General features: G+C 63.8%; 26 protein-coding genes. 10 read left to right on the top strand and 16 right to left on the bottom strand.

Features of this window, described 5'->3' with window-relative positions:
* Positions 1 to 306: 306 nt before the first annotated feature.
* Complete coding sequence (locus tag A9971_RS29875) at positions 307 to 690, top strand: cytochrome c (protein WP_072441558.1); 384 nt, start codon at positions 307 to 309, stop codon at positions 688 to 690.
* 71 nt (positions 691 to 761) lie between these two features.
* On the opposite strand, the gene A9971_RS29870 is transcribed toward A9971_RS29875, so the two are convergent.
* The gene (locus A9971_RS29870) at positions 762 to 1,709 is read right to left on the bottom strand and encodes a hypothetical protein (protein WP_259652301.1); all 948 of its coding nucleotides are present in this window, start codon (positions 1,707 to 1,709) and stop codon (positions 762 to 764) included.
* 217 nt (positions 1,710 to 1,926) lie between these two features.
* On the opposite strand from A9971_RS29870, the gene A9971_RS29865 reads away from it, so the two are divergent.
* Complete coding sequence (locus A9971_RS29865; protein ID WP_011061704.1) at positions 1,927 to 2,526, top strand: N-acetyltransferase; 600 nt, start codon at positions 1,927 to 1,929, stop codon at positions 2,524 to 2,526.
* Between the two features lie 63 nt (positions 2,527 to 2,589).
* Here the strand turns inward: A9971_RS29865 and A9971_RS29860 are convergent, their stop codons facing one another.
* On the bottom strand, positions 2,590 to 3,264 hold the full coding sequence (locus A9971_RS29860) for a polysaccharide lyase family 7 protein (protein WP_183000385.1): 675 nt from the start codon (positions 3,262 to 3,264) through the stop codon (positions 2,590 to 2,592).
* A 269-nt stretch (positions 3,265 to 3,533) separates the two neighbouring features.
* On the opposite strand from A9971_RS29860, the gene A9971_RS29855 reads away from it, so the two are divergent.
* Positions 3,534 to 3,920: an MliC family protein gene (locus tag A9971_RS29855; protein ID WP_019094152.1), complete on the top strand. Its 387-nt coding sequence runs from the start codon at positions 3,534 to 3,536 to the stop codon at positions 3,918 to 3,920.
* Between the two features lie 193 nt (positions 3,921 to 4,113).
* On the opposite strand, the gene A9971_RS29850 is transcribed toward A9971_RS29855, so the two are convergent.
* Positions 4,114 to 4,398 (bottom strand): hypothetical protein, encoded by a 285-nt coding sequence (locus tag A9971_RS29850; RefSeq protein ID WP_015635899.1) that lies wholly within the window; start codon positions 4,396 to 4,398, stop codon positions 4,114 to 4,116.
* Positions 4,399 to 4,577: 179 nt separating this feature from the next.
* On the opposite strand from A9971_RS29850, the gene A9971_RS29845 reads away from it, so the two are divergent.
* Together A9971_RS29845 and A9971_RS29840 are read left to right on the top strand one after the other, a co-directional pair.
* Positions 4,578 to 4,736 (top strand): hypothetical protein, encoded by a 159-nt coding sequence (locus A9971_RS29845; RefSeq protein ID WP_011061701.1) that lies wholly within the window; start codon positions 4,578 to 4,580, stop codon positions 4,734 to 4,736.
* Positions 4,737 to 4,859: 123 nt separating this feature from the next.
* A complete protein-coding gene (locus A9971_RS29840; RefSeq protein ID WP_011061700.1) occupies positions 4,860 to 5,180 on the top strand; it encodes a YbjQ family protein in 321 nt (106 codons plus the stop codon).
* Positions 5,181 to 5,200: 20 nt separating this feature from the next.
* Here A9971_RS29840 and A9971_RS29835 read toward each other — a convergent pair whose 3' ends face one another.
* The 7 genes from A9971_RS29835 to A9971_RS29805 form a co-directional block, all read right to left on the bottom strand.
* Positions 5,201 to 5,593 (bottom strand): VOC family protein, encoded by a 393-nt coding sequence (locus tag A9971_RS29835; protein WP_019094154.1) that lies wholly within the window; start codon positions 5,591 to 5,593, stop codon positions 5,201 to 5,203.
* Between the two features lie 88 nt (positions 5,594 to 5,681).
* A complete protein-coding gene (locus tag A9971_RS29830; protein ID WP_183000384.1) occupies positions 5,682 to 7,322 on the bottom strand; it encodes an ABC-F family ATP-binding cassette domain-containing protein in 1,641 nt (546 codons plus the stop codon).
* 178 nt (positions 7,323 to 7,500) lie between these two features.
* Positions 7,501 to 8,538, bottom strand: coding sequence for a DNA topoisomerase IB (locus A9971_RS29825; RefSeq protein ID WP_053158950.1), 1,038 nt, complete (start codon positions 8,536 to 8,538; stop codon positions 7,501 to 7,503).
* A gap of 80 nt (positions 8,539 to 8,618) precedes the next feature.
* Positions 8,619 to 9,701, bottom strand: coding sequence for a molybdenum ABC transporter ATP-binding protein (modC, locus tag A9971_RS29820; RefSeq protein WP_011061696.1), 1,083 nt, complete (start codon positions 9,699 to 9,701; stop codon positions 8,619 to 8,621).
* Positions 9,702 to 9,705: 4 nt separating this feature from the next.
* Positions 9,706 to 10,386 (bottom strand): molybdate ABC transporter permease subunit, encoded by a 681-nt coding sequence (gene modB, locus A9971_RS29815; RefSeq protein ID WP_015635894.1) that lies wholly within the window; start codon positions 10,384 to 10,386, stop codon positions 9,706 to 9,708.
* A complete protein-coding gene (gene modA / locus A9971_RS29810; protein WP_011061694.1) occupies positions 10,387 to 11,154 on the bottom strand; it encodes a molybdate ABC transporter substrate-binding protein in 768 nt (255 codons plus the stop codon).
* 174 nt (positions 11,155 to 11,328) lie between these two features.
* Complete coding sequence (locus A9971_RS29805; RefSeq protein WP_015635893.1) at positions 11,329 to 12,393, bottom strand: nitronate monooxygenase family protein; 1,065 nt, start codon at positions 12,391 to 12,393, stop codon at positions 11,329 to 11,331.
* A gap of 213 nt (positions 12,394 to 12,606) precedes the next feature.
* On the opposite strand from A9971_RS29805, the gene A9971_RS29800 reads away from it, so the two are divergent.
* A complete protein-coding gene (locus A9971_RS29800) occupies positions 12,607 to 13,095 on the top strand; it encodes a GyrI-like domain-containing protein (protein ID WP_011061692.1) in 489 nt (162 codons plus the stop codon).
* Here A9971_RS29800 and ada read toward each other — a convergent pair.
* The 5 genes from ada to A9971_RS29775 form a co-directional block, all read right to left on the bottom strand.
* Positions 13,047 to 14,132 (bottom strand): bifunctional DNA-binding transcriptional regulator/O6-methylguanine-DNA methyltransferase Ada, encoded by a 1,086-nt coding sequence (ada, locus tag A9971_RS29795; protein WP_011061691.1) that lies wholly within the window; start codon positions 14,130 to 14,132, stop codon positions 13,047 to 13,049. The genes A9971_RS29800 and ada overlap by 49 nt on opposite strands.
* Before the next feature lie 85 nt (positions 14,133 to 14,217).
* Positions 14,218 to 14,898 (bottom strand): DNA oxidative demethylase AlkB, encoded by a 681-nt coding sequence (gene alkB / locus A9971_RS29790; RefSeq protein ID WP_011061690.1) that lies wholly within the window; start codon positions 14,896 to 14,898, stop codon positions 14,218 to 14,220.
* Entirely contained in the window at positions 14,888 to 15,604 is a 717-nt protein-coding gene (locus A9971_RS29785) for a 2OG-Fe(II) oxygenase (protein WP_183000383.1), read from the bottom strand. Before A9971_RS29785 ends, alkB begins: the two co-directional genes overlap by 11 nt.
* Before the next feature lie 103 nt (positions 15,605 to 15,707).
* The gene (locus A9971_RS29780) at positions 15,708 to 15,878 is read right to left on the bottom strand and encodes a hypothetical protein (protein WP_015635890.1); all 171 of its coding nucleotides are present in this window, start codon (positions 15,876 to 15,878) and stop codon (positions 15,708 to 15,710) included.
* Between the two features lie 29 nt (positions 15,879 to 15,907).
* Positions 15,908 to 16,210: a DUF1883 domain-containing protein gene (locus A9971_RS29775; RefSeq protein WP_011061687.1), complete on the bottom strand. Its 303-nt coding sequence runs from the start codon at positions 16,208 to 16,210 to the stop codon at positions 15,908 to 15,910.
* A 211-nt stretch (positions 16,211 to 16,421) separates the two neighbouring features.
* On the opposite strand from A9971_RS29775, the gene A9971_RS29770 reads away from it, so the two are divergent.
* The 4 genes from A9971_RS29770 (at position 16,422) to A9971_RS29755 (ending at position 18,938) form a co-directional block, all read left to right on the top strand.
* Entirely contained in the window at positions 16,422 to 16,772 is a 351-nt protein-coding gene (locus A9971_RS29770) for a hypothetical protein (RefSeq protein WP_041118543.1), read from the top strand.
* A gap of 298 nt (positions 16,773 to 17,070) precedes the next feature.
* Positions 17,071 to 17,721 carry a cytochrome c gene (locus A9971_RS29765; RefSeq protein WP_041118542.1) on the top strand — a complete coding sequence of 217 codons (651 nt, stop codon included), beginning with the start codon at positions 17,071 to 17,073 and terminating at the stop codon, positions 17,719 to 17,721.
* Between the two features lie 65 nt (positions 17,722 to 17,786).
* Positions 17,787 to 18,638, top strand: a complete 852-nt coding sequence (locus A9971_RS29760; RefSeq protein WP_370059508.1) for a c-type cytochrome — start codon at positions 17,787 to 17,789, stop codon at positions 18,636 to 18,638.
* A gap of 69 nt (positions 18,639 to 18,707) precedes the next feature.
* Positions 18,708 to 18,938: a hypothetical protein gene (locus tag A9971_RS29755; protein ID WP_011061683.1), complete on the top strand. Its 231-nt coding sequence runs from the start codon at positions 18,708 to 18,710 to the stop codon at positions 18,936 to 18,938.
* Between the two features lie 14 nt (positions 18,939 to 18,952).
* Here the strand turns inward: A9971_RS29755 and A9971_RS29750 are convergent, their stop codons facing one another.
* A complete protein-coding gene (locus A9971_RS29750; protein WP_011061682.1) occupies positions 18,953 to 19,234 on the bottom strand; it encodes a hypothetical protein in 282 nt (93 codons plus the stop codon).
* Positions 19,235 to 19,652: the final 418 nt, after the last annotated feature.

Here is a 19,652-nt window from a genome sequence, read left to right as displayed (position 1 = left end):
GCGGGACGCTTCAATCCATGCATCGGCGTGTGCGATGGGGGAGGCTGTTCTTCCTGGCACGGATCTGGATCCTTCTGGGCAGGAGAGATAGAGCACCGGACACATAACGCTGGTTGCATACACAGTTTTTTTGGGGTGTTTTCCGACCCCGCGGGTGCATAGGAAATGCGGAACTGCGTTTGAGCTGAAGTTCACCTCTGGCAAACACATGTTTATTGCTGACTAAGACTCTCGTTTCAGATGTGAGTCAGAGCGTTGCTGTGCTGCCTCCGGGATTTGATTTCTACAATAAGGCCAGATGCAAAAATGAAAATAAACGCATTGTTCATCGCTTTGCTGGGAGGGCTCATGCTGATTCAAGCAACGCTTTCCTTTGCGGACAATACCAATGGCAAGAGTCTCTATGTGCAACGATGTGCCATGTGTCACGGCGCCGATATCAAGGGAACTGGGCCGCTGGCCAATAAGAGCAATCCTCCTACACCCGATCTGACGACCCCAGCTTTCAAAAAGCGACTCAATGAGTATCCGGGTGTGATTGTGTCGTCGGTAATACTGCGCCCCAATGGAGACTTGATTCCCAGAACTTTGCGGGAGAACGGTGTGAAGGTGCCCCCGCATGCTTGGAGCGTTAAGGATTTTCGCGATTTGAATCAATACATGAGTGACGTGATTTCAAAGACTCGATGAGTTCTTCATATGCGCCGGCATAGCGTTCCAAGAGCCACTTGCTCCGAGACGGTGGCCAATCAATCTTGGCTTTAGCCTTGAGGCTCATCGCTGCCCGGGTCGGGCTGCACCAGGTGCTGCCAGGGAAATACCTGCCGGGCGAAATTCTTCACGTAACCGCCAGTGGTGGCCTGGATCACCATGATCGGCAGTTTGGGTCGCTGGCGCTGCAGGGCTTCGAGTTGTTCCAGGCTCAGGCAGGTATTGCGCAAGCGCAGCGCGCGCAATGGCTCGCACGCGTGGCTGGCAAACAATCTTTCATAGCTGGCAAAAGACGTGATGGCGTGCTCCTCGCGGTCTTTTGCCCAGCTTTGCTGAAGTGCGCTGGATTCGCTGAAATCCAGGCTGCTCAACCGCGGCAGGTTGCTGGAGCCTGCGAGGTTGTCGATAAAACCCTGGGTGTCGAAATGGGCGCCGATACGCAGTTGTGCAAGGTGTGGCAGGTCGACCTGGAAGAAGTCCGTGTTGGGGGCATTGGGCAGGGTCAGTTCGCTGAGGTACGGGGTCTTTGCTACCCAGCGGGCGATTTCACCGGCCTCTTCCATGATGGTGCCGGCCTTCTGGATCAACGAAACGTTATGGTCCTGAGGTTCGGTGGGGCGAATCGCCAATGACCTGAGGCGGGGAAATTGCACCGCACTGTCCAGCAAGGGGCTGAACTCCCACTCGCGGGTACCGTTCGCGCCTTCATCGGCACCGGAAAACAGCAGCGAGCTGAGGGTGTCCGCCACGCTCTGCTCTGCCAGGCATTCCAGGGTCCAGGCAAAGGGCTCGTCCCATAGCTCGCCGTAGTACTCCAGATGCAGGCCGTCACGCATCGGCGCCAGGGCCAGGTAGTTGTAGTCGCTGGCCCACAATGGGCCGGCGGGGTCTTCGCCGGTGTCGTCGTGCTCGGCGGCCTGCTCCCGAGTGAACTCATGGATGCGTTGCTGCAGGGCCAGCAGCCGCTGGTAGCCAGGGGAAGACAAGGGATTGGACATGGGCTGGATTCCGCGGGTAACGCAGGCGCGGGCCTGCTGGATAAACGCTGGGCATGGTGAGGGCCGATCATAACAAAGCGGCGAGGGCGGCCCGCTGTGAAGCGAGCGCTGGGCGGTACACATTTTTCCAACAAATAAACTCTGTCGTCAGGACCTGGCCGGACGCTAGGATCCGTCGCCGACCTGCCGGCCTAGTGTTTTCCAGGGGCTCCACAGCATGCAATCAAGGCTACTGCCGTCGTCAGCAACCGGGCTCGCGCCCAGGGAAATCACCCTGGATGACGCAGCGCTGTTGCAGCGTTTCTTTGTCGAGAACCCGGAGTATTTCCATATCGTCCACGGTGCAGCGCCGCAGCCGGACGAGGCGCGCGACGAGATCGATGATGCACTGCCAGCGGGCTGGTCCTACACCCACAAGTGGAAAATCGGTTACTTCGACAGTGAAGGGCGCCTGCTGGCGTTCGTCAGCATTGTCACCGACCTGTTGGCACAAGGGGTCTGGCACATAGGCCTGTTCATGCTAGCTACCCCCTGTCACGGCAGCTCCCTTGCCCGGCAGTTGCACGCTGAGCTGGAGGCCTGGGCTGCGGGCGAGGGCGCACGCTGGCTGCGCTTGAGCGTGGTCCAGGACAATGCCCGGGCACAGGGCTTCTGGAATGCCTGCGGTTATGCCCAGGTACGTACCCGTGACGGGATCGAGCTGGGGCGCTTGCAGCACCAGGTGCGGATCATGATCAAGCCCCTGGCTGGGGATGCGCTGGCCGACTACCTGGCCCTGATGCCCCGTGATCGCAGCGAGGAGCAGGTACCTTCCTGACAAGGTGCCAGGAGCACCCGGACGGCGTGACTACCGCAAGGCAACCCCCCCCCCAGCCAGGTGCTAGGCGTGGCTGAGCGACAGCTGGCTGATGATGCAGGCCGAGCCATCCTCCGCCGGAGTGCTGGGGGTGAAATCGATCTGGTTGTAGATCCCGCCATGAAAGTCGAATACCTGGCCATCCCAGGTCGAGTCCAGGGCGTGCGGGGGAGAGCTGGCTTGCTGACCATTGCAACTGGCGCCGATGGTGATCAGCCCAGCGTAGGTGCAGTGGATGCTGAGCTGGAACAGCGCGTCGAGCGGGACGCCGCCGAGCAGCGGTAGCGGCCTGGGGTCGGCGCCGTTGAAGCTCTGGCGCAGGGCATAGGTCAGGGTGCCCTTGTCCCAGAACACCTTGACGGCCGGATTCACGTCATCGCGTACATGCATTTGCGCAACCACCACTTTCTGCGCCGAGTTGACCTTGGTCAGGGTCATCTGCTGGCGGCTCCAATGATCGGCGGCGCTGCTCAGGGCCCAGTAGCGGGATTCCTTCCACTCGCAGCGGGTTCGATGGGTGCTTTTGCTCGCCGCGCCCCGGGTCGGCGCGCACAGTTGTATCGAGCCATCTGCCAGGCGCGAGATCACGCTCGGGCATTGGGCCAGGGCGAGGTTGCCGTTGAGCTCCAGTGCCAGCGGGTTGCTGGCCGAGGTGGGCAGTGGGGTGGCGATCTCGAGTGTGCTGATGTCTACCGGCATGTGGAGGTTTCCTTGTCGGGGCGGTCGGTGGGCCAGCGTCCAGGGCGATGCTCGCGGCTGCGGGACCGCGGCATCAGCGGGAGCTGTTTCCCGGAGCGCCCCCGGAGCCGCTAGACCGCGGTGCCGATGTGACTGTCGACCCCGTTCCTCACCGACCCGCAGTTCTATCTCGAGCTTTGCCGCACCATGGTCCGAGGGGCTTGATCAGCCTGAACTAAAAACGCCCCTGCCAGTCCCATTGGGCATCTTTGAACGACTGGGGGAACACCATGAAAACTCATCCTGCAATGCTCTGCGCCGCGGTTCTGGCTTCAAGCCAGGCGCTCTTGGCACAGGCTGCCCAGACCACTACCGCCGAGCCGGCCTACCAGAGCCAGGTAGCACGCTACCAGTGTGAAGGGCAGGTGCGCATCGACGCCGCCTACCTGAACATCGACAACGGCTCCTCGTTTGCCACGCTGTATTACAAGGACCAGTTGATCCCCATGCACATCGCGCGTTCCGCTTCCGGCGCCCTGTATGTGGCGGACGACGAGCAGAACAGCTTCCGCTGGCACACCAAGGGCAAGATGGGGGTGCTCTCGTTCCTGGAGGCGGACCACACCGCCACGGAGCAAACCCTGCTCAAGGACTGCAAGGAACTCGAGCAGGACTGAAAAACCGCCAACGCACTTTCCCGCGGGCAAAAAAAAGCCCGCGGGGAGTGCGGGCGAACGTAGTTGCTTGAATGAGCGAGGCGACTATACACAGCGCTTTTTCGCCGCTGGGTGAAAGAAGTTTCATCTTGCGCCTCAGGGGGCCGGCCTTGCCCAGTCCCGTACTCGGCCGGCACGCTGGCGTGCTTCGGTTTCAGACGAAGGGCTGGCCGTGAAAGCCCCGTGGCAGACGCTGCAGGCCCGGCAGAGCGGTCAGGCGTTCGGTCCAGGCGTTACGCCAGAGTTGGCCGCCATGGCTGGCCTTGGCCTTGCGTGCAGCCCGACGAGCGGCATTGCGCTGGTTGCGTCGGGCCTCCTTGTAGACCTCGGTGTTTCGGCAACTGCGGCATTTGACCCGGTTCAGTTCGCCGGTGGAGGCCAGTTGGGTGCCGTGATGACCGCAGGCCAGGTGCCCGGCGACCTTGAAGTGAGTAACCATCGCGTTTCTCCTTCGGAGTGAGTACGGAGCACGCGTCGTGTGTTCGATGCGTCTCCATACTTTTACGACCGCAGGGCACAGGCGACGTTCGTTGTTTTGTCGGCAAACCCCGAGCCACCGGCAGATCTGTTCTAACCTGCTAAGGCGAGTGAAAAATCCCTTCAGGAAGAGAGGTGGGCATGGCAACGCAACAGCAACGCCCTTACGAGCAGGAACGCAGCGATGAGACGGCACCCTACGAGGTTGAACACAAGGAGCCGCCTCCGCAGACCTGGAAGCATCCGGATGATGGCAAAAGCCTGTCGGAACTGGATGAAGAACGTCCCTTGAAACCGTGACCCACAGCCCCGCTCCAGAGCGGGGCTGTCGTTTGTGGCAAAGCCTTGGGCGGGCTCTGTTACCATCCCCGGTTTTGCCGCCCCGAAGTGCCGGGGCGAGTGGTCCGTTCAAGGGAGAAACACATGATTGTCACCACCACCGCCCATATCGAAGGCCGGGAAATTGCCAGCTACCTGGACATCGTCAGCGCTGAATCGGTCCACGGCATCAACGTGGTCCGTGACCTGTTCGCCGGCATGCGCGACTTTTTCGGCGGCCGCTCCCAGACCCTGGAGCGCGCCCTGAAGGAAGCGCGGATACAGGCCACCAATGAAATCAAGGAGCGCGCCCGGCAATGCAACGCCGATGCGGTGGTCGGCGTGGATTTCGAGATCAGCATGCCGGCAGGGCGCGGTGGCATGGTAGTGGTCTTCGCCACCGGCACCGCCGTCAGGCTCAAGTAGCGTTCAACGCCTCCGGGCGTTCAGGGCGCGACCGGGGTGCACAGCTCCACTAAAGTGCCGTCCGGGCAGCGCACATAGGACACCGTCTGCCCCCAGGGCTTGCTTGTGGGGGGCGCCAGTTCCCGGGCACCGTGCTCCAGGGCCCGGGCATGGGCCGCCTGCACGTCTGCGGTGACCAGCCCCAGTTCCATGCCCAGGGGCCTGGGCGAGGAGTGAGCCGCCACATGGCCGGCCGGGAAATTCATTTCTGCCAGGTCATGGTCGGCGAAGGCCAGGGTAGTGCTGCCGGTTTCCAGCTCGCCATAGGTGCCGGATTCGTGGAGAAACCGCCGCTTGAAACCAAAGGCCTGCTCGAAAAAGCGCAAGGAACCTTCGACTTCGGGTACGTAGATGATGGTGTATCCGAACTGCATGGCGTGACGCTCCTGTCCATGGATTGTGAGGCGGCGAATCTAGCACGGGCCTGCGGCTGCGCAGGGCCCGTCGTTGTAAGCCGCTGTTTCATGGCTGCTGCTCCCTGAGGTGCCAGCCCAGGGCCGAGCATTGCAGCTCATGGGTCGGCGCCAGGGCCTGGAGAAAGGCCTGATCGTGGGAGGCCACCACCAGGGCCCCGGGAAAGTCCCGCAGGGCGCATTCGAAGGCCTCCACCGATTCCAGGTCCAGGTGGTTGGTGGGTTCGTCGAGCAACAGCAGTTGGGCTGGGTTGCCGCCCCACAGGGCCAGGGCCAGGGCGGCTTTCAGGCGCTCGCCGCCGCTCAGTTGCGCGCAGGGTTGCAGCACCCGCCGGGCATCCAGTTGCAGGCGTGCCAGGCGGGTACGCAAGGCGCTTTCCTCCAGGGGCGTGGCGGCGTTGCCCAGTTGTTCGAGCAGTGAGCGTGCGGGATCGAGTTGCGCCAGATGCTGATCCAGATAGGCACTGGCTACCGCCACTCGGCATTCGCCGCTCAGTGGCTGCAACTGGCCGGCCAGCAGTTTCAGCAAGGTGGACTTGCCGCAGCCATTGGGGCCGACCAGGGCGATGCGCGCCGGGCCGACGACGTTGCAGGTGAGGCGGCTGGCCGGGGCTTGCGGGTCCAGCCAGGGCAGTTGCGCCTGCAGTAGACTGAATACCGGCTGGCCGGCCTGCAAGGTGGTGGCGGGCAGAGTGAGCAAGGTCGGTGACTGCGCGCCGACCCGGGCAAAGGCGTCGCGCACCTGCTCGTCGAGCTCGCTCTTGTGCCCCTGATGGGCGTGGCGTACCTGGCCCATGATGTCCCGCGCGGCGCCGAGCAGCTTGGCCCGTTCGAAGCCTGAGACGTTGGCGGTCTTGGCGTACCGGCGCGAAGCCGCGGCGTGGCGCTGGATGGTGTCGTGTTCCCGTTGCAGGCGCTTGTGCTCGCGGCTGCGCTGGGTACGCGCATGGTCCAGCGCCGCCTGCGCCGCCTCGCTGTGGGCCTGGCGCTGCGCCTGGTACAGCGCATAGTTGCCGCCATAGACCTGGGCGCCCTGGGGGCCGAGTTCGACAATGCGTTGCACCTGCATGAGCAACTGGCGGTCATGGCTGACCAGGATCAGCCCGCCACGCCAGCCTTGCAGTTGTTCCGTCAGCCAGCGCCGGCCGTGGCGGTCCAGGTGATTGCTGGGCTCGTCGAGCAGCAGCAGGTCGGCGTTGCCCAGCAGGGCGCCGATCAGCACCACCCGGGCCAGTTGGCCGCCGCTGAGGACGTCCGCCGGGCCCTGCGGTTCCACGTGCTCCAGGCCGGCTTCATCCAGGGCCAGGCGCAGGCGCTGGGCCAGGTCCCAGCGATCATCCACCCGGTGCAGGTCTTCCAGGCTGGCGCTGCCGTCGGCCAGGCGCTGCAGGGCGCCCAGCGTCTCGGCGAGGCCGGCGACCTGGGCCACGCTCTGCCCCGGCTGTACCTGCGGGTCCTGGGGCACATAGGCCACGCTGGCAGTGTGGCTGATGCTCCCGGAGGAGGGTTGCAGCTCGCCGGCGATCAGGCGCAGCAGCAGGGACTTGCCCACGCCATTGCGCCCGACGATGGCCGTGGGCAGGCGATCGAAACTCAGGTTCAGGGCATCAAGCAGGGTTTCGCCATTGGCGAATTGATAGGTCAGCTGGTTCAGGGAAACCAGTGCGGGCAGCCGGGTGACGTGAGTCATCAGCACCTCCGGAAAATGTGGCAACAGGCCAATGAGCGCTAGCAGTGCTCATCGCGGATACATTTTTGGAAGGCTTAGTTGTTCACGTCGGCAATCGTCCTTGGACGGGAAAGAAGGTGCGTAGCCTAACCTCAGAATTCTCTGGCTGACAAGTACGCAAATTCGAAGGTGGCCGTCGTCAGGCCTGTTGGGCCTCCTTCGCCAGGCGCCGCAGAAAGTTCGCCAGGCCCGCTTCCTCGGCCTTCAGGCCCTGGCGGGCCCGGGCCTTGGGCAACTGCGCCAACTCACCGAGGACGAAGCGCTCCAGCAGCGCCGGATGGATGTAGCACTTGCGGCACACCGCCGGAGTGTTACCCAGTTCCCGGGCCACTTCCTTGACCGTTGCCACTATGTGTCTCTTCGCCTCGGCCTGGGGCTCCCAAGGCTGCTGGCGCAACCGCTCCAGGGCCAGGACGCTGCCGGCCCAGGTGCGGTAGTCCTTGGCGGTGAAGTCGGCTCCGGTCAGTTGCTGCAGGCAGGCGTTGATGTCCGACGAGCTGACGTGGTGCCGTTGACCGTCTTCGTCCAGGTACTGGAACAGCTGCTGCCCAGGCAACTCCAGGCAGCGTTTGACCACCCGTGCCAGGCGCGGGTCCTTGACGGTGATCTGGTGCTCGACCCCGCTCTTGCCACGGAACTGGAAGTGGATGGCGCTGCCGCTGACCTGTACATGGCGGTTGCGCAACGTGGTCAGGCCGTAGGAGCGATTGTCCCGGGCATACTGGCTGTTGCCGACGCGGATCAGGGTTTCATCCAGCAGCAGGATCAAGGTGGCCATGACCTTTTCCCGGCTGAAGCCTGGCACCGCCAATTGCGCCTGCAACTGCCGGCGCAGCTTGGGCAAGGCGTTGCCGAACGCCAGCAGGCGAGCGTACTTGTCACCGTCGCGCACTTCGCGCCAACGCGGGTGGTAGCGGTACTGCTTGCGGCCCCTTGCGTCGCGGCCGGTGGCCTGCAGATGGCCTTTGGGGTCGGGGCAGATCCACACCTCTGCGTAGGCCGGGGGAATCGCCAGGGCGTTGATCCGCTGTACCTCGGCGGCCTGGGTAAGGCGCTGGCCCTGGGCGTCGTAGTAGACGAACTTGCCCCGCAGCTTGCGCCGCCGGATGCCCGGCTGGCGGTCGTCGGTGTAGTGCAGGTCGGCGGGCAGGGCGGGGGTATCGCAAGCGTCGGGCATGGCGGCAGGTCCTGGGCAAAGTGCGGGCCGGTAGACCATGGACCGCGGCCTCGGCCAAGGGTGCCGATTTTCTCTGCGGTTTACGCCAGGACGGCCACTGCCTTGATCTGTGCCCAGAGTTGCTGCCCGGGGTGCAGGCTCAACTGGTCCCGGGAGAAGCGGGTGATGCGCGCCAGCAACGGGCTGCCCGCCACGTCCAGACGCACCAGCACATGGGCGGCGTTGTCCGCGGGGATTTCGTCGCGCACCGTTACCGGCAGGCGGTTGAGGATGCTGCTGTGCTCGCTGTCCTGCAGGCTCAGGCTGACGTCCCGGGCCTGGACCTTGAACCGCAAGGCCTTGCCCAGTGCCAGAGGCTCGTGGGCCACGCGGATAGTCAGCTGGCTGCCGGGCAGTTGCAGGGTCAGCAACTGGTAGTCCGGGTCGTAATGGCTGACCCGGCCTTCCACCACCACGCCCGCGTCGTCACCCAGGGCCAGGGGCAGGTCCAGGCGCGCCAGGGTCTCGCCCACGGGGCCGCTGGCCAGGGCCCGGCCATCGCTGAGCAGGACGATATGGTCGGCCAGGCGCGCCACTTCATCCTGGGAGTGGCTGACGTACAGCACCGGGATATCCAGCTCGTCGTGCAAGCGTTCCAGGTAGGGCAGGATCTCGCTTTTGCGTTTCGAATCCAGGGCCGCCAGGGGCTCGTCCATCAGCAGCAGCCGCGGGCTGGTGAGCAGCGCCCGGGCAATACCGATGCGCTGGCGCTCGCCGCCGGAAAGGTGCTGCGGGTGGCGCTGCAGCAGGTGGCCGATGCCCAGCAGTTCAGTGGCCTGGGCCATGTCCACCCGGCGCTGTGCCTTGGCAATGCGCCGCAGGCCGAATTCCAGGTTGGCTTGCACGGACAGGTGGGCGAACAGGCTGGCCTCCTGGAACACATAACCCAGGGAGCGCTTGTGGGGCGGGACGAACAGCTTGCGCTGGCTGTCCTGCCAGACTTCGTCGTTGATCTGGATGCGCCCGCGGCCGGCTTTTTCCAGGCCGGCGATGCAGCGCAGGCAGGTGGTCTTGCCCGAGCCCGAATGTCCATACAAGGCTGTTACCCCGCGCCCTGGCAGTTGCAGGTCGAGATCCAGGGCGAAGTCCTGGTAGCCCAGGTGCAGCTTGACGTGAATGCTCATCGGCTCAGCTCCAGCCGGCTTTGGTCTTGCGGCTGGAGTACAGCGCCAGCAGCACCAGGAACGAGAACACCAGCATGGCCCCGGCCAGCCAGTGGGCCTGGGCGTATTCCATGGCCTCGACGTGATCGTAGATCTGCACCGAGACCACTCGGGTCTTGTTGGGGATGTTGCCGCCGATCATCAGCACCACGCCGAACTCGCCGACGGTGTGGGCAAAGCCGAGGATCGAGGCTGTGATGAAGCCTGGCCGCGCCAGGGGCAGGATCACCGTGAAAAAGGTGTCCCAGGGGTTGGCGCGCAGGGTTGCGGCCACTTCCAGGGGACGGCTGCCAATGGCAGAAAAGGCATTTTGCAACGGCTGTACCACGAAGGGCATGGAGTAGATCACCGAGCCCAGCACCAGGCCGGCAAAACTGAACGTCAGGGTGCCCAGCCCCAGGGACTGGGTGAACTGGCCGAAGAAGCCGTTGGGCCCCAGGGCCAGCAACAGGTAGAAACCTATCACCGTCGGTGGCAGCACCAGGGGCAGAGCCACCACGGCGCCGATCGGCCCCCGCAGCCAGGAGCGGGTGCGCGACAGCCACAGGGCTATCGGAGTGCCGACCACCAGCAGGATCAGCGTGGTCAGGGACGCCAGCTTGAGGGTCAGCCAGATGGCGGAAAAATCGGCACTCGACAGGCTCATTTACAGTTGGTAGCCGTAGGACTTGATCACCGCGGCGGCTTTTGGCCCCTTGAGGTAGTCCACCAGTGCCTTGGCGGCCGGGTTGTCCTTGCCCTTGTTGAGGATGACCGCGTCCTGCTTGATCGGGTCATGCATCTGGGCCGGGACGATCCAGGCCGAACCGCTGGTGACCTTGCCGTCCTTGTAGATCTGCGACAGGGCGACGAAGCCCAGCTCGGCATTGCCGGTGGAAACGAACTGATAGGCCTGGGTGATGTTCTGGCCTTCGACGATCTTGTCCTTGACCTTGTCGGTCAGGCCCAGTTTGGCCAGTACCTGGGTTGCAGCCAGGCCGTAAGGCGCGGCTTTCGGGTTGGCGATGGACAGATGCTGGTACTGGTTGTCCTTGAGCACCTGGCCCTTGGCGTCGACGTAGCCGTCCTTGGCCGACCACAGGGCCAGGGTGCCGATGGCGTAGGTGAAGCGCGAGCCCTTGACGATGTCGCCTTCGCTTTCGAGCTTTTGCGGGGTGCTGTCGTCGGCGGAGAGGAAGACTTCAAAAGGCGCGCCGTTCTTGATCTGGGTATAGAACTGCCCGGTAGCGCCGTAGGCGGCCACCAGTTTGTGCCCGGTGTCTTTCTCGAAGTCGGCGGCAATCGCCTGGATCGGTGCGGTGAAGTTGGCGGCCACCGCGACCTGGACTTCATCGGCCTGGGCCGAACCCAGGGCGAAGACAGCGAGCAGGGCGGCGAGGCAAGTCGGGGCAAAACCTGAGGCGCGAAGGTTCATCAAACAGCTCCATTGGGGGGACGGATGCGTTGGGCAGTGAGTTATTGGAAGGGGCCTGCACCAAGGCGAGGGGGAATCGCTATATAGCGGAATATATAGCGATTTGTCGATGAACGGAACTCTGTTGCCAGCGCTTGTTGCCCGGGCCGCGATGTGGATCGCGGCTCTAGTGAATCAGCGTCTGCGCAGTTGTGCCAGGGTTTGTTCGGCCAGGCGCAGGGTCAGTTCGTAGGCGGGCAGTTCCACCCCCAGGCGCAGGGCCTGGCCGGACCAGAGGTTGGCGAAGTCCGCCTCGTCCTTGGCACGCAGCGGCATCAAGGCGCCGCCGGCCCGGGGGAAGGCCGGCGCCAACGGGCTGATGGGGCCGATTTCGCGCATGACGCGGTTGACGATGCCCCGGGCCGGGCGCCCGGTGAACAGGTTGGTCAACGCGGTTTCGCTTTCCTTGGCGTGGCGCAGGGCATGGTGGTGGGCGGCGCTGACCTTGGCTTCCGGGGTGAACAGGTAAGCGGTGCCCAGTTGCACCGCCGAGGCTCCCAGGGCCAGCGCCGCGACGATGCCCCGGGCATCGCCGATGCCGCCGGCGGCAATCACCGGCAGTTGCACCGCGTCGACGATCTGCGGCACCAGGGCCATGGTGCCGACCTGGCTGTTGAGATCGTCGCCGAGGAAGATTGCCCGGTGGCCGCCGGCTTCGTAGCCCATGGCGATGATCGCGTCGCAGCCGCGCTCCTCCAGCCAGAGCGCTTCATCGACGGTGCTGGCCGAGGACAGCACCTTGGCTCCGGTGGCCTTGACCCGGGCCAGCAACGAAGGCTCTGGAAGGCCGAAGTGGAAACTCACGACTTCAGGGCGCAACTCTTCCACCAGTTGGCAGGTGCTCTCATCGAAGGGCGCGCGGTTGCTGACCGGGGTCGGAGCATCGAAGTCGGCGCCCAGCTCGCGATAGTAGGGCTCCAGGGCGTTCTTCCAGCGTTGCTCGTGTTCGGCATCGACGGGCTGCACCTGGTGGCAGAAGAAGTTCAGGTTCAACGGGTTCTGCGTGGCTGAGCGAATCACCTGCACTTCCTGGCGGATCTGCCCGGCGTCGAGCATGGCGCAGGGCAGGGAGCCCAGAGCACCGGCCCGGGAGGCGCCGATCACCATGGCGGAGCCGGAGGGACCGGCCATGGGCGCTTGGATGATGGGCAGGGCGATACCCAGCAGGTCTAAGAGGCGGCGATCAGTCCATTGGCTCATTTGCGGGAATTCTCCGTCGGCAGGTTTAGACGATGCAGCCCGTGGTTTTTATCAGGAGATGGCGCCCCGAGGCCAGCTGACTTTTCCACGGGGCTCGATTCCAGGTCTTTGCAACCGATACAGCGGCGCTGCCGACGGCTGTCGGCGGCGCCGATCCGGCGCTAGACTGCGGCGGATATTTTTCCTCATCGCACCCCTCAAGGAAGGCTGACCATGGATGTAAAACTGCGTGAAGTACTGCCGTTCAGCGTTGCAGGCCTGCAAGTAAGGACCCTCAACGCCGCCGAGCAACAGGCCGACAGCGCCCGGATCGGGCCGATGTGGCAGCGCTTCTATGTCGAGGGGCTGTTCGACAAGATCAGCCCTCGCCAGGCTGATTCGTTCGTCTACGGCGTCTATTCCAACTACGAGTCCGATGCCAGCGGGCACTTCGACGTGACCGCCGGCGTGGCGCTGGAAGGTGCCTGCGCCGACTACCCGAGCGTGGCTGTCCAGGGCGGGGATTACCTGGTGTTCAGTGCCAAGGGCGCGATGCCCGATTGCGTGATCCAGACCTGGGGGCTGATCTGGGCCTACTTCCAGGACAACCCCCAGGTCCGGCGCGCCTTCGCCACGGATTTCGAGGTCTACACCAGTGCCGATTCGGTGGCGATCTACATCGGCATCGAGGCCTCGCAGGCCGCTTCGCGCTCCAGCAACTGACGCTTGCGTTCCACACCCCAGCGGTAGCCCGAAAGGCTGCCGTCGCTGCGTACCACCCGGTGGCAGGGAATGGCCACCGCCAGGCTGTTGGCCGCGCAGGCCTGGGCCACGGCGCGCATGGACTTGGGCGCGCCAATGCGCTGGGCAATTTCGGCGTAGCTGGCGGTGCTGCCCAGAGGAATGCTCCTCAGGGCCTGCCATACCCGCTCCTGGAACACCGTGCCCTGCAGATCCAGGGGCAGGTCCAGGCCAATGGCCGGGGCCTCGATAAACCCCACTACCTGGGCGACCAGGCGCTCGAAATCGCGGTCGGCACCGATCAGGTTGGCCCGGGGGAACTTGTCCTGCAGTTGCTCCAGCAGCGGGCCGGGTTCATCCCCCAGGAGAATCGCACACACACCGCGCGCGCTTTGCGCCACCAGTATTGCCCCCAGGGAGCACTGGCCGAGGGCGAAGCGGATATCGGTGTTGGGGCCGCCGGCGCGGTAGTCGCTGGGCGTCATGCCCAGCAACTGGTCGGCCGCTTCGTAGAAACGGCTGTTGGAGTTGAAGCCGGCGTCATACAGGGCTTCGGTGACCGATTGGCCGCGTTCCAGGTGGGAGCGTACCTTGCGTGAGCGTTGCGCGTTGGCATAGGCCCGGGGGGTCAGCCCGGTGGCGGCCTTGAACACTCGGTGAAAGTGATAGCTGCTCATGCCGGCCTGCTGCGCCAGCTGGCCCAGGCTGGGCGGTGTTTCGGCGCCCTCGATCTGCCGGCAGGCCAGCGCCACCAGCGTGGCATGGTGCGCCGCGACCTGGGTCTGGTCACTGGCCAGGCGCTTGCTCGGGCGGTAGCCGGCGGCTTCGGCTTGCTCGGCGCTGTCGAAGAATTCGACATTCTCGGCCTTGGGCAAGCGCGACAGGCTGCTGGGGCGGCAATAGACGCCGGTGGTGCGCACGGCGTAGACAAAGCTGGCGTCGGCGCTGGCATCGCGCTTGAGCACGGCTTGCCAGCGGGGGTCCTGTTCGATGCGGTGCTTGCGCGACAAGGCGGTCATGGTCGGTACTCGGTAAGCGGTGGCGGCCAGATTAACCAAGCTGGGGTCGTTCGGCACTCCGGGTCTTGCGCTTGAATTCTCAACGTCAGCCGGCCCGGCGCAAGGTCAGGTTGATCCGTTGCTGGCCCAACAGCGGGTGGTGGCCGTCCTTGAGGGCCAGCACTCCGTGATAGCGCAGGCGGTCGACGCCGCCCCAGACCACCACATCGCCATGCAGCAGCGCGACCCGCTGGCTCTTGTCGCTGCGCTGCCGGCCGCCGAAGAGAAAGATCGCCGGCAGGCCCAGGGACAGGGACACGATAGGGGCTGAGTAGTCGCGCTCGTTCTTGTCCTGATGCAGTGACATCTTTGCCCCCGGCCGGTAGCAGTTGATCAGGCAGGAGTCCGGGGCGAACCCGGGAAAGCCGGCAGCCTCGGCCGCGGCTTCGGCCAGCTCCTGGAATACCTTGGGCAGTGCTGGCCAGGGGCGCTGGCTTTGCGGGTCGATGGGGCTATAGCGGTAGCCGCTGCGGTCGGTGGTCCAGCCCAGTTGCCCGCAACTGCTGAGGCCCACCGACATGGTGAAGCCGCCGGGCGTCTGCATCTGGCGAAAGGGCGCAGCGGCGAGCACGGCATCGAGTTGCGGCAGCAGCGCTTCGACCCAGGGCAGGGCGAAGCCGCGCAATACCCGGGACTGTGGGCCCAGGACCTCGACGCGGGCAGGCTGCTGCAGGTCGCTGTCACTGAACAGCCCGAGGGTGGCTGGGCCGCCATCATTACAGTGCATCGTGAAAAATCACTCCAAGGGTATGGCGCTGGCCACTGTGAATGCGGCTGACACCGTGGCGCAAGGTCACCCGATAGTGCCCGCGCGCTCCGGCTACCGGGCGATGATGCACGGCGAAAACCAGCCCATCACCCTGCTTCAGACCAATGACCTGCGGCCGCGATTGCATGCGTGGGCGCTGTTCGGTGAGCACCAGTTCACCGCCGCTGAAGTCGCTTCCCGGCTGCGACAGCAGGAAGGCCACTTGCAAGGGGAATACGTGCTCGCCGTACAGATCCTGGTGCAGGCAGTTGTAGTCCCCGGGGCCGTATTGCAAGAGCAAGGGCGTCGGGCGCATCTGCCCGGCGTCGTGGCAGCGCTGGATGAAGGCGGTGTGTTGCGTCGGGTATTGGACGTCGATATTCATCAGGCGGTTCCAGCGGTTGGCCTGGTCCACCAGGCGCGGGTAGAGCAACTGGCGCAATTGCGCCACGGGCTCCGGCAGCGGATAGCCAAAATACTGGTACTGGCCACGGCCAAAGCCATGGCGGGCCATGATCACTTTCGAGCGAAACAACTCGGGGCTCTGGTAAAGCCGGCTCAGGGCCTGGCATTGCGCTGGGGTCAACAGGCCTTCGAGGCGGGCGCAGCCGTCCTGGTCGAGGGCCTGCTCGATGCGGGCCCAATCCAGTTGTTGCAGGCGATCGTGTAGCGAGGGGGCGGGCATGGCGGGAGTGTCCTGGGCGGTAGGGAACCCGGCCAGTCTGCGGCACGGTTGGCCGCGGAACACTCCGTTGCTTGCGCTTGAATCGGTGGTGCGCAGCGGCGCTCTACAAGGCCTTGCTGACGCTGACGTCGCTGATGACATCGTCGGACTGGCCATGCAGCGCCTCGAGGGCGGCCCGGGCTTCTTCCTCGGAGCCGGTCTGCAGCTGGGCGAATTCGAAGCGGCGCTCACCGTTGAGCTTGTATTTGATGACGTACTTGGTGGTCTGGGGCACGGGGCTACCTGTTGTCGCGAGGGGAGGGCTTAGCGCAGTTTCGAGCTGGAGCGGCGAATGATGCGGATCGAATGCGTCAGGTTCGGCTTGCGGGTCACGCTGATGGGCCGACGGTTGACGGTGTCGATGGTGATGTTCCAGAAGCCGGTGCTGGGGGCGGTGATCTTTGCCGGGAACTTGTCGAAGGCGCCGCCGTGATAGGTATGACGGCCGCCGTTCTTGAAGCTGCGGAAGTTGGCGTCGCTCATCAGGCGAATGTTGCAGACCTGGGAGCATTCGATGACGACGATATCGTCTTCGTTCAGGTGCTCGCGCTGGTGGATGAATTTCATGGGCGCCTCCAGAAGGGCTATAGCTACAAAAGCAAAAAACGTTTGCGTGGGCGGTGGCGCAGTTTATCAGGCCCAAAGGAGTATTATTCGGCCCCGGCGTCGAGCTTTGACAATTTAAAACAGTTATTTGGATTTTTATCGGCGATAAAGCCGTGCCTCTGGAGAAAAACGGCGCCTTTGCTGTCGGAGGGACTTTATTGGAGATTTTCATATGAAGCGCTGGGTGTGGGTTCTGGTCTTGGCCATCGGCGGTTGCGCAAGCGTCTCGGACATCAACCAGACACCGCCAACCCTGAGCGTGATTTCCGGCAAGAAGCCTCAGGAATACGCCAAGTGCCTGGCCGACAAGCTCTCCGGCAGCCGCGGCGCGCTGCAGGTCGAGCCACACAAGGATGGCTTTCGGGTACTAGTGCCCCAGAGCCTGTCGCCGGCCCCGGCTGCGGTGTTCTACATTGAGGCGCGTTCCGGTGGCAGCAGCATCAAGCTGCACGAACAGTTGAGCAACAACCCGTTGCGCCCTCAGGATGTGCGCAAGGCCGGTGAAGACTGTATCTCCGGCTAAGCCGTTGCTCCATGCGGGTGACAGGCCCCGGTTACCCGCTTGCATCCCTTCTCCAGACTTTGCCCCACGCCCCGGGTAGCGTCACCAAGCGCGGCCCGGGGCTGCTTTTGCGTGGGTAGAAGCCTTGTTGCACTGCGGCGATTAGCCGCTTTTTTTCGCCTGGTAAAACCTTGTGTTGCTGTTCGGTATTCGATAGGCGTGGGGGCAATTTCGCGTTGTCCCGGTGGATCAATTGACCTACTATTTGTGTGCTTATGCCATGCAGGTCTAAGCATATAACTAGAATAATGGAGTCCATATGATCCCACTGGATCGAATGCTATTGAGTGGCCTGATGCTGCTGTTGGTTCAAACTGCCCATGCCGTGGAGGGGCAGAAAGTCTTTACCCAGGGAGGCGCCCAGCCGGGGGCGACGGCTTGCCTGGCCTGCCATGGCGCCGATGGCATGGGCCTGGCTCCGGCCGGGTTTCCACGTCTTGCAGGGTTGCCGGCGGGCTATCTGGGCAAGCAGTTGCACGACTTTCGCAGCGGCGCCCGCACCAGCCCTGTGATGCAACCCCTGGCCAAGGCCTTGAGTGAAGAGGAAATCACCGCGGTCACCACGACCCTGGCCGCCATGCCTGCGCCCAAGCTGGTTCCTGTCAGCCGTAGCCAGGTGGCCACCGGTGTCGGTGAGCGTCTGGCCCTGCGTGGTGCCTGGGAACGGCAAGTGCCCGAGTGCGTCAGTTGCCACGGACCGGGTGGCGTGGGCGTCGGTACCGCCTTCCCACCCCTGGCCGGGCAGCCTGCCAGCTACCTGGTGGCACAGCTCAACGCCTGGCGTGAAGGTACCCGCCACAACGACCCCAATGACTTGATGGGGCACATCGCCAAATCCCTGAGCGCCGAAGAAGTGGCTGCCGTGGCGGACTACTTTGCAACCTTGAACTCCCAGGAGGCGCGCCCATGAAACTATTGATTCCAGGGGCGCTGCTGAGCCTGCTCGCGATCCAGGTCCAGGCGGCCACCATCGCCATGGAGGACCAGTCGCAGATCCCGGCGCCGAGCGCTTCCGCCCATGTCGAGTACTTCAAGCCGCCGGCTGAAAGCGAGCTGCCGGACAATGCCTACGGCAAGCTGGTACGCGAAGGCTACGCCCTGTTCGTCGATACCAAGCGCCTGGCGCCGCAGTTCGTTGGCAACGGCCTCAATTGCAGCAATTGCCACCTTGATCAGGGTCGCCTGGCCAACTCGGCGCCACTGTGGGGCGCGTACCCGATGTACCCGGCCTATCGCAAGAAGAACGACAAGGTGAATACCTTTGCCGAGCGCCTGCAAGGCTGTTTTCAGTTCAGCATGAACGGTGGCAAGCCGCCGGCGGCGGACAGTCCGCAGATTACCGCGCTGTCGGTGTATGCCTACTGGCTGGCGAGCAAGGCGCCGCTGGGCGTCGAGCTGCCCGGGCGCGGGTATCCCGACGTGGCGCAGCCCGCCAAAGGCTACGACCTCAAGCAGGGTGCGACGGTGTATCAGGCGCAGTGTGCGGTTTGCCACGGTGACAACGGCCAGGGCCAGAAGGCCGGTGCGGATTACGTGATGCCGCCACTCTGGGGCAAGGATTCCTACAACTGGGGTGCAGGGATGCACCGGATCAATACTGCGGCGTCCTTCATCAAGCACAACATGCCTCTGGGCAAGGGCGGCAGCCTGAGCGATCAGCAGGCCTGGGACGTGGCGGCGTTCGTCAACAGCCACGAGCGGCCGCAGGACCCGCGCCTGGTAGAGGGCTCCATCGAGAAGACCCGGGTCAAGTTCCACGCCAATGACGGGGTGAATTTGTACGGTCAGACGGTAGAAGGCGTGCTGATAGGCCAGGGCATCCGATAAACTAGCGCCCATTGTTGCCGGTGCCGCCCGGGCTCACGCCTGGGCGGCATCGATTTTTTGGGAGAAAGCATGAAGCGGGAAGATGTCAGGGCAAAGCATGCAGAGGGCTTGATCTCTGCCACCCACGTGATCCAGAACCCGGCCAATTCAGGGGAATGGATTGTGTTTTTCAAGAAGAGCGCCGGGCGCAGCTATTTTCTGGTGGACGACAGCGACGAGGTGGAATCTTTCTGCCGTCTCGACGACCTGATCGAAACCATTCGTGGCCTGGGCATCAAGTTCGCCGAAATTCATATGTAGAGGGCGTGCGCCTTCTACTTGCAGACCACCACCACGCTGCGGCTTTTATAGTTGCCAACATCGACGCCGAGGGTCTTGTCGCTTTCCTTGGTGGCGGGCGTGCCGACAGTGCTGACGATCCGATAGCCGGTGCCGGCGCAGGACGCCTCGGCTTTCTCGTAACAGCTGGCCCAGGAGCTGGCCTCGCCAGAGCAATCGATGCTCAGGCCTTGTTCGCCATTGGCCAGGTAGGTATTGGAGGCGGTGGCACATCCACTCAGGGCCAGTACTGCGGTAACAGTGAAAAGTCTGTTCATGGGGGATTTCGTCATCTGAGGGGGAGGGGGTGAAGTGGCCGTGCATGCCAGTGGCGATGCTATAGCTAATGGCCATTTCGGTACAGCACGTCACCTTAGTCCTCCGCGGGTCTGCAAAAGTGCCGCAGCCCCTCTGGGTGAGGGAGTTGTGGTGCCTGCGGGTGAACATCGCCAGGGCGAAAACGGTGCCATCATGGAGTCCGGATGGCCCGCCTTGGCCGTTGAGTCGAGGGTGTGCCTGGTCGATGCCTGGGGCATTCCGGCAACCCTGTGCAGGTGCCGGTTTACAAGCGCTGCGCGGTGATGGAGGTTTACCTGGCAGGCTATCTGGAGGATGCTGCGGAACTATCCGGCACTTTATTTCTCTATGATGGCAGCGGTTAGCCAGCGCGGAGCATTGTAAGGCGCTCGCGCCCTC

It is taken from the genome of Pseudomonas sp. UME65, from assembly GCF_014170225.1.
GTDB lineage: Bacteria > Pseudomonadota > Gammaproteobacteria > Pseudomonadales > Pseudomonadaceae > Aquipseudomonas > Aquipseudomonas protegens.
Note: the sequence above shows the minus strand (reverse complement) of the source record. Positions and strands in the feature narration are given on the sequence as shown.

Bases quoted from the DNA above. Each gene is read 5' to 3' on its own strand.
- A9971_RS29830 (WP_183000384.1), bottom strand. From the start codon at position 7,322: ATGACTCACGTCACCCGGCTGCCCGCACTGGTTTCCCTGAACCAGCTG.
- A9971_RS29855 (WP_019094152.1), top strand. From the start codon at position 3,534: ATGAAAACTCATCCTGCAATGCTCTGCGCCGCGGTTCTGGCTTCAAGC.
- A9971_RS29860 (WP_183000385.1), bottom strand. From the start codon at position 3,264: ATGCCGGTAGACATCAGCACACTCGAGATCGCCACCCCACTGCCCACC.
- modA (WP_011061694.1), bottom strand. From the start codon at position 11,154: ATGAACCTTCGCGCCTCAGGTTTTGCCCCGACTTGCCTCGCCGCCCTG.
- modB (WP_015635894.1), bottom strand. From the start codon at position 10,386: ATGAGCCTGTCGAGTGCCGATTTTTCCGCCATCTGGCTGACCCTCAAG.
- A9971_RS29785 (WP_183000383.1), bottom strand. From the start codon at position 15,604: ATGCCCGCCCCCTCGCTACACGATCGCCTGCAACAACTGGATTGGGCC.
- A9971_RS29865 (WP_011061704.1), top strand. From the start codon at position 1,927: ATGCAATCAAGGCTACTGCCGTCGTCAGCAACCGGGCTCGCGCCCAGG.
- A9971_RS29845 (WP_011061701.1), top strand. From the start codon at position 4,578: ATGGCAACGCAACAGCAACGCCCTTACGAGCAGGAACGCAGCGATGAG.
- ada (WP_011061691.1), bottom strand. From the start codon at position 14,132: ATGACCGCCTTGTCGCGCAAGCACCGCATCGAACAGGACCCCCGCTGG.
- A9971_RS29805 (WP_015635893.1), bottom strand. From the start codon at position 12,393: ATGAGCCAATGGACTGATCGCCGCCTCTTAGACCTGCTGGGTATCGCC.
- A9971_RS29870 (WP_259652301.1), bottom strand. From the start codon at position 1,709: ATGTCCAATCCCTTGTCTTCCCCTGGCTACCAGCGGCTGCTGGCCCTG.
- alkB (WP_011061690.1), bottom strand. From the start codon at position 14,898: ATGCACTGTAATGATGGCGGCCCAGCCACCCTCGGGCTGTTCAGTGAC.
- A9971_RS29840 (WP_011061700.1), top strand. From the start codon at position 4,860: ATGATTGTCACCACCACCGCCCATATCGAAGGCCGGGAAATTGCCAGC.
- A9971_RS29770 (WP_041118543.1), top strand. From the start codon at position 16,422: ATGAAGCGCTGGGTGTGGGTTCTGGTCTTGGCCATCGGCGGTTGCGCA.
- A9971_RS29765 (WP_041118542.1), top strand. From the start codon at position 17,071: ATGATCCCACTGGATCGAATGCTATTGAGTGGCCTGATGCTGCTGTTG.
- A9971_RS29850 (WP_015635899.1), bottom strand. From the start codon at position 4,398: ATGGTTACTCACTTCAAGGTCGCCGGGCACCTGGCCTGCGGTCATCAC.
- A9971_RS29775 (WP_011061687.1), bottom strand. From the start codon at position 16,210: ATGAAATTCATCCACCAGCGCGAGCACCTGAACGAAGACGATATCGTC.
- modC (WP_011061696.1), bottom strand. From the start codon at position 9,701: ATGAGCATTCACGTCAAGCTGCACCTGGGCTACCAGGACTTCGCCCTG.
- A9971_RS29800 (WP_011061692.1), top strand. From the start codon at position 12,607: ATGGATGTAAAACTGCGTGAAGTACTGCCGTTCAGCGTTGCAGGCCTG.
- A9971_RS29835 (WP_019094154.1), bottom strand. From the start codon at position 5,593: ATGCAGTTCGGATACACCATCATCTACGTACCCGAAGTCGAAGGTTCC.
- A9971_RS29755 (WP_011061683.1), top strand. From the start codon at position 18,708: ATGAAGCGGGAAGATGTCAGGGCAAAGCATGCAGAGGGCTTGATCTCT.
- A9971_RS29825 (WP_053158950.1), bottom strand. From the start codon at position 8,538: ATGCCCGACGCTTGCGATACCCCCGCCCTGCCCGCCGACCTGCACTAC.
- A9971_RS29875 (WP_072441558.1), top strand. From the start codon at position 307: ATGAAAATAAACGCATTGTTCATCGCTTTGCTGGGAGGGCTCATGCTG.
- A9971_RS29750 (WP_011061682.1), bottom strand. From the start codon at position 19,234: ATGAACAGACTTTTCACTGTTACCGCAGTACTGGCCCTGAGTGGATGT.
- A9971_RS29760 (WP_370059508.1), top strand. From the start codon at position 17,787: ATGGAGGACCAGTCGCAGATCCCGGCGCCGAGCGCTTCCGCCCATGTC.